Origin of the sequence: Blastococcus deserti (genome assembly GCF_042682525.1) — a bacterium.
Classification (GTDB): Bacteria; Actinomycetota; Actinomycetes; order Mycobacteriales; family Geodermatophilaceae; genus Blastococcus_B; species Blastococcus_B deserti.
In genome coordinates, this window is sequence record NZ_JBHUHP010000022.1 from 1 (window position 1) to 6,237 (window position 6,237).

The following is a 6,237-nucleotide window of genomic DNA, read 5'->3' on the forward strand; positions in this document are numbered from 1 at the left end:
CGCTGGCCAGGATCCCAACCACCGCAACCAGCCGGTGCGGTGCCAGCACCCTGACACTGAGCGGAGTCTGCCGTGACCGCCGACCTCGCGGCGCGGTCGCCGCCCTCGCGCTGCAGCATGCGGACGGGCACCTCAGGGTGCGGCCGGCCAACCTCTCGCGCGTGCACCCGGAACGCCGGGGTCACCGGGCCGTAGGCTCGCCGGTCGTGCCCGCCGTCGACCTCGTCCTCGCCGCCGGCGTGGCGTTCCTGGCCGGGGGGATCAACTCGATCGCCGGCGGCGGCTCGCTGATCCTGTTCCCCACCCTGGTCGCGCTCGGCCTGCCCGCCGTGGCGGCGAACGTCACTAACTCCGTGGCCCAGTGGCCCGGTTATCTCGGCGGCGTGGCCGGCTTCCGCAGCGAGTACGCCGGCCAGCGCGGCCGGATCCTGCGGTTCGCGGTGGTCGCCGTCCTGGGCGGCACGGCGGGCAGCGTCCTGCTGCTGACGACGCCGTCGGAGGCCTTCGACCTCGTCGTCCCGGTGCTCGTGCTGCTGGCCAGCCTGCTGCTGGCACTCCAGCCGCTGATCACCCGCCGCCTCCGCCGCGAGGAGGGCGAGGTCCGCCGCGACCCGGCCTGGCTCTACGTCGCTCTGTTCCTCGCGACGATCTACGGCGGCTACTTCGGCGGTGCGCTCGGCGTGATCCTGGTCGGCGTCCTGGGCATCGCGCTGCACCGGCTGAAGCTGGCGAACGCGCTGAAGTCGGTGCTCTCGTCGGTGACGGCCACGGTCACCGTCGTCGTCTTCGGGCTCTTCGGGGACGTGCACTGGGACGTCGTCGCCGTGGCCGCGCCGGCCACGCTCGTCGGCGGCTTCCTCGGCGCCCGGATTGCCACCCGCATCCCGACCACCCCGCTGCGGGTGCTCATCGTGGCCTTCGGCGTGGTCGTCTCGGTCTACCTCTTCCTCAGGACCTGATTCCGGCTCAGTCGCGCGCCAGCCAGCTCGCCAGGTCCGTGTCGGGACCCATCGCGACCCGTTGCAACGCGAACGCGTCCGGCACGGGCAAGTCGTTGACCCCGCCCGGGTACCCGCAGCCCGCGGAATAGCCGATGCTCCGCGCCGCCTGGGCCATGCGCTCCGGCTCCCGCCCACGGTCCCCGAACGGGTAGGCGAGCAGGTGGACGGGCCTGCCGAGGCCCTTCTCGATCGCCTGCTTGGACCGGTGCAACTCCTCCGTCTGCTCCTGCAGTGTCAGATCACCGAAGGTCCGGTGACTGGCGGCATGGGACTGCACCGCGATCCGCCGCCGCTCCAGGAACCGCAGATCTGCCCAGTCACAGATCCGCCCGGGGGGCTCCCAGGGGTCGAAGGCGTTCGGCCCCCCGACGTGATCGGTGGGCACGAACAGCACTGCGGGCATGCCGTGCCGGTGCAGAACGGGAGCGGCTACGTCACGCATGCACCGGTAGCCGTCGTCGAAGGTGAGCAGTATCGGATGCTCCGGCAGCGTGGCGGGATCGTCCAGGCCGCGTAGGAAAGCGTCCAGATCGATCGGCTGCCAGACGGAGTCCCTGATCAGGTCGAGGTGGTGGTCGAAGACCTCCTGCGGCACGAAGAACCAGGTCTCCCAGCCGTCGGGGCCCGGAGGACCGATCCGGTGGTATCCCAGGATGAGCAGCTCACGTGCCATCAGGAGAGCGTCCGTTCGAGAACCGAGGACAGGACCTTCTTCGCATCGAAGACCTCCGTCGCAAGCTGCCGTGCACGGGCGCTGTGCCTGTCGTAGTCGGTGATCACTGCCTCCAGACGCCTCGCCGCCTCGGTGGGTGAGCGGAAGCGCAGGAACCCTTCGCCCTCGGGCAGGTACGAACTCGGCCCCGTGTCCTGGACGATGACGGGCCTGCCGGACGACAGGTAGCAGAGGGTCCGATCGCTGACCCACGCGTTGCGGAGATGGACGGTCGAGGGCTTGGCGCAGCTGAACTCGCCACGCGAGGAGCGGATGTAGGACTGGTATGCCGTGGGTGTCCGTGCGACTTCCCAGCTGTCCCGGAGTCTCCAGCCGGCGGCAAGGAGGTTCTCGCCGTCATAGACGCTCTCTAGAGGGAGGGCGAGCTCGAGCGGAGCAGCCGTACGAGCGGGTAGCTCCAGATAGGGCGCGAAGCCGGCTCGTTTGCTGTTGTCGAAAGAGGCTCCGCCGTGGCAGAACCACTCGTCACCCTCCCAGTGCGTGATGGTGGTGAACGGGGCCCCATCGTCGGCCAGCGGGCTGGTGGCCCACGACTCCGTGTCCACGACCGGCGTGACGTGCACCCACTCCACACCGCAGTCGGGAACACGGCTGTGCCGTCCCCCTACGCCTTCCCCGGTGGTGAAGTAGAAGTCGTGGTCGACCGGCGAGACCAGGCCGTCAGCCCACCAGCACTGGGTCAGGCCCGGGTCGATGTCGACGAGGGCGGAGCGCCGGCACTTCCGGACGAGATGTTCGGGAGTGTCGTAGGCCAGGTCCAGGAGCAGGTCGACGCCGTCGAGCACGCCCTCCTCGGGCAAGCCGGAACCCCGCAGTGGTGCTCCGCTGAAGGTGGCGACGACGAGCGAGTCGCCCAGTCCGTAGTCCGTCAGCAACGTCCGCAGGTGTCGGAGGTTGCGCGCCGTGACGTCGTCCGCTCCCGGGACGACTTCCAGCCACAGCACCTCGCACCCGGAACGCTGCAGTCCCCGTGCCCAGTTCAGGTAGACCCAGAGGTGTCCTCCACCTCGGAGGTACGCGTAGGTGTTCCCGCGCAGAGCGACGGTCGTGGTCATCTCTTGACCCCTCCTGCTGCCACGCTGAGAGGTGGCTTCCCCCGTTCAGGACCAACGCTCGCGCGCTACCTGTTCGGCGTAGTCCACCCATTGCAGGTACAGGCCGGGATGAACCATCCTCAACGGCACCCGACCCGGCCAGCGCGACACCGATCCAAGCCTCGGCAGCTGAGGTAGGTGGTCCTCCCGGACGTAGAGGATCGTGTTCTGGGCGTACCACCACGAGACCCGTTCGTCCGACCAGAGCTGTGGGCGAATGCAGTCGACGGCGCGGTAGGCATGCCGGTCGAACAGGGCGGCCCAGTACTCCGGCCACTGTCCGTTCACGTGTCCCGTGCCACCCTGGTGCGGCGCGGCTGCGGAGAACAGGACCACCGGCGCCAGGCGCGTGAGGTCCCGTACCAGGCCCGGGGCCCGGGAGCTCGGCAGATGCTCCGCCACCTCGAGGGAGACGGCGAGGTCGAACGTCCGGGCCATGACGAGGTCCGAGGACAGATCTCCCGCGACGAAATGGTCGGCGTTGATGTCGAGGGCACGGCGGTCGACGTAGTCACCGTCGATCCCGCAGACGTCCTCCACGCCGAGGTCGTGGAAGACGCTCAGCCACGTGCCCAGGCCGCAGCCGACGTCGACCACGGAGCGGGGCGCGATCAGGTCGAGGACGAGAGGGACGACGACCTCGGCGGATCGATGCGCTGTGGCGCGCAGGTCGTCGAAGAAGTTCTCGTCGTAGAGCGTGCTCGTGGTCACCGCTTCACCTTCCGGACGTGGGACTCCTCATCGGCTGCTGTCCGTCCCCGCCTGGCACGGACGTCCCGGCGACGGGACGGACGGGGCGCGAGTTCGTGTCATGTCGATCAGGGGCCGTTCCGCGGACGGACGCGGCAGCATCCGGCTCCCCGTGCCGTCGGTCCTGCCGCACGGTGCGCAGGCGCGAGAGGTCCGTGGGCGGCACGGAGGAGAGGGCGTCGAGCAGCCGCGGCAGCACCTTCTCGTAGGAGAAGTAGTCGTCGGCGACCGCACGGGCGGCACGACGGTGAGCGGCGTGGTCGGTCCGCACTCGCAGGAGGCCTTCGGCTGCGCTGTCCAGATCGCTGAAAGGAACCAACCCGTCGCCGTGCGGCAGGTGCTCGTCGAAGCCGGTGTTCTGCACCACCACGGGCACCCCCAGCGCCAGGTAGCAGGCGCTGCGGCAGGAGAACCATCCGGTCCTCGCCGCGACGTAGGCGTTCTTGGCGACGCTCCACTCCGCGAAGGACGTGGCGAGGTAGCGGGCGTACTCGTGCGGGGTCGAGGAAACGGCTCCCGCGTCGCGGACGAGCCAGCCCCGCGCCCTGAGGGTCTCCACGGGGGGCAGTCCGCTGAGGGCCAGCTCGAGAGGGAGCGGGCTCCGTTCCGGCAGCCCGATGAAGGACTCGAACTCCACGCTCTTGCCGTGATAGCGCCTCCCGGCGAAGCGGGGACCCCCCTCGTGCGGTTCCCACGACGCCACGGTCGTGGCGACCGGACGGGTCGCGGCCCTACCTGCCACGTCCCGGAGTCGACCCCCGACGATCGGCTGCCGGGTCGGGATCCAGCTGACGCCCGCGCTGGGCAGCAGACAGTCCTCGGCCCCGGTGTTCTCCCCGAACGTGGCGAAGTGCGTGTGTCGCAGGTACCGCTCCAGCGGCTGCGGCCTCGACCCGTCCTCGGGATCGGAATAGACCCAGGAGTGGGTGTACATGGGGTCCGTGTCGAGGAAGAGGACGACGGGCGGCTCGTAGTACTCGTCGCGCATCCAGCACGACGCCGAGAGATGGATGAACACGTCGGCGGAGCGGCAGAAGGCGGTCGCCTGCCGCCCCGACGGGGCGCCGTACTCGTTGCCCGCGGCGTCGCGCACGAACCACCTGCCCTCGAGCTCGGGGGTCAGGTCCTCGATCCAGGAGCTCACGCGCTGCACGTTGTCCCGGGCGCCCTCGACGAACGTCCCGCCCCGCGGGTCGTAGGCCCACCTTCCCGTGTCCTCCAGGTACAGGACGTCGTGGCCGAGGAGATGGAGCCCGAGGACGTACTGCATGTAGTCCCAGAACACGCCGCCGTACGGATACGTGACGCAGAGACCCGACACCACGATGCGCAGCCGCGTGCCCACGGTCACGCCCCTGCGCGGCCGAGCACCGGGACGACCGCAGGCTTCGTACGGCGACGCGCGTCGAGCCTCGACAACGGGCCCATGACGCTCAGAGCCTCCTCAGCAGATCGGCACAGACGCTGGGCGCGGAGAAGTGCTCCTCCGCGATACGTCGCGCGGCCGAGGCATGCCGGTGCGGGTCCGACGCCACCTCCTCCAGTGCGGCCACGGCCTCGGACGGCGTGCTGAAGGGAAGCAGACCCTCCCCTGAGGGCAGCCATTCCCCCCACCCCGTGTCCTGGACGACGGCCGGCCGGCCCATCGCCAGATAGGCACATGTGCGCTCGCTGAACCACCCGGAACGAGCGGAGACGTAGCCGTGCTTCGCGAGGCTCAGTTCGCCGGTGCTCCCCTCGATGAAGGCGCGGTAGGCCCGTTCGCTCGTGGACACCGCTGTTCCCGTCCGCACGTGCCACCCGCGAGCGGACAAGGTGGCGGTTCCCTCCTTCGCCCCACGCCCGCCCATCGCGACGACCAGGGGATGACGGACCTTCGCCGGCAGGTCCAGGTACTCCTCCCAGCTGACGTCCTTGGCGGCGTACCGGCGCCCTTCCCAGACGACCGGCTCGTAGGCCTGCCATGTCGTGATCGTGGAGAAGCAGGTCCGGTCCGGGGGCGGGGGGACCTCCCAGTGACGCAAGGACACCGCCTGCCGGGTGGGGAGCCATTCGTGCAGCTGCCCGGGCAAGGGCGGACGTCCGAACGTGAACAGCCGGGTGTGGGTTCCCGGCACCTGGGCCAGCGTCGGATCCCCGTTGGCGATGCGGACCTGGGTGAAGACGGGGTCGGTGTCGATCGCCAGCCGGTTCGGCACCTGCAGGTACTCGCCGCGCATGGGGGTCATCAGCGACACGTTGACCAGCACATCGGCGTCGGCGAGGACGTCGGCGACCTGGTCCGCTCCCATGCCGTGGTGACGACCACTCGGGATGTGGCGGAACGTCCATCGGTCGCCGAGTCCGAGGGCCCGCAACTGGCGGTCGAGCACGTCGGCTCCGGTCCGGCACTCCGGGTCGGGCCGGTCGTTCGCGATGTCCCAGCCCCAGGGGTGGTCCCCGCTGTCCTCCAGGAACCAGACCTCGTGCCCCAGGTCCCGGAAGCCGAGCAGGAAGCCCATGGAGTGCCAGAAGTATGCCGGCGTGGGGAAGGGGGCGACCCACCCCGTCACGACGATGTTCACGCCTCGCCTCCCGCCATCCGCAACGCGACCGGATGTGCCGGCTGGTGGGTGTCCATGCGGGCGTAGCGGCCGCCGGCTGCGAGGAGCTGCTCGTG

At 70.1% G+C, this 6,237-nt stretch carries 6 protein-coding genes; 1 reads left to right on the plus strand and 5 read right to left on the minus strand.

What is annotated here, in order from left to right; translation table 11 throughout:
- Positions 1-206 precede the first annotated feature (206 nt).
- Positions 207-959, plus strand: coding sequence for a sulfite exporter TauE/SafE family protein (locus ACFSHS_RS18435; protein WP_376879234.1), 753 nt, complete (start codon positions 207-209; stop codon positions 957-959).
- Positions 960-966: 7 nt separating this feature from the next.
- On the opposite strand, the gene ACFSHS_RS18440 is transcribed toward ACFSHS_RS18435, so the two are convergent.
- The 5 genes from ACFSHS_RS18440 to ACFSHS_RS18460 form a co-directional block, all read right to left on the minus strand.
- Positions 967-1,674, minus strand: coding sequence for a polysaccharide deacetylase family protein (locus ACFSHS_RS18440; protein WP_376879236.1), 708 nt, complete (start codon positions 1,672-1,674; stop codon positions 967-969).
- Positions 1,674-2,789, minus strand: coding sequence for a glycosyltransferase (locus tag ACFSHS_RS18445; RefSeq protein ID WP_376879238.1), 1,116 nt, complete (start codon positions 2,787-2,789; stop codon positions 1,674-1,676). The genes ACFSHS_RS18440 and ACFSHS_RS18445 overlap by 1 nt, the downstream gene beginning before the upstream one ends.
- 45 nt (positions 2,790-2,834) lie before the next feature.
- The gene (locus ACFSHS_RS18450) at positions 2,835-3,539 is read right to left on the minus strand and encodes a methyltransferase domain-containing protein (protein ID WP_376879239.1); all 705 of its coding nucleotides are present in this window, start codon (positions 3,537-3,539) and stop codon (positions 2,835-2,837) included.
- Positions 3,540-3,543: 4 nt separating this feature from the next.
- A complete protein-coding gene (locus ACFSHS_RS18455) occupies positions 3,544-4,929 on the minus strand; it encodes a hypothetical protein (protein ID WP_376879242.1) in 1,386 nt (461 codons plus the stop codon).
- Positions 4,930-5,011: 82 nt separating this feature from the next.
- Positions 5,012-6,142 carry a glycosyltransferase gene (locus tag ACFSHS_RS18460; RefSeq protein WP_376879244.1) on the minus strand — a complete coding sequence of 377 codons (1,131 nt, stop codon included), beginning with the start codon at positions 6,140-6,142 and terminating at the stop codon, positions 5,012-5,014.
- Positions 6,143-6,237 lie beyond the last annotated feature (95 nt).

Coding starts and splice junctions, on each gene's coding strand:
- ACFSHS_RS18440 (WP_376879236.1), bottom strand. CDS start 1,674: ATGGCACGTGAGCTGCTCATCCTGGGATACCACCGGATCGGTCCTCCG.
- ACFSHS_RS18445 (WP_376879238.1), bottom strand. CDS start 2,789: ATGACCACGACCGTCGCTCTGCGCGGGAACACCTACGCGTACCTCCGA.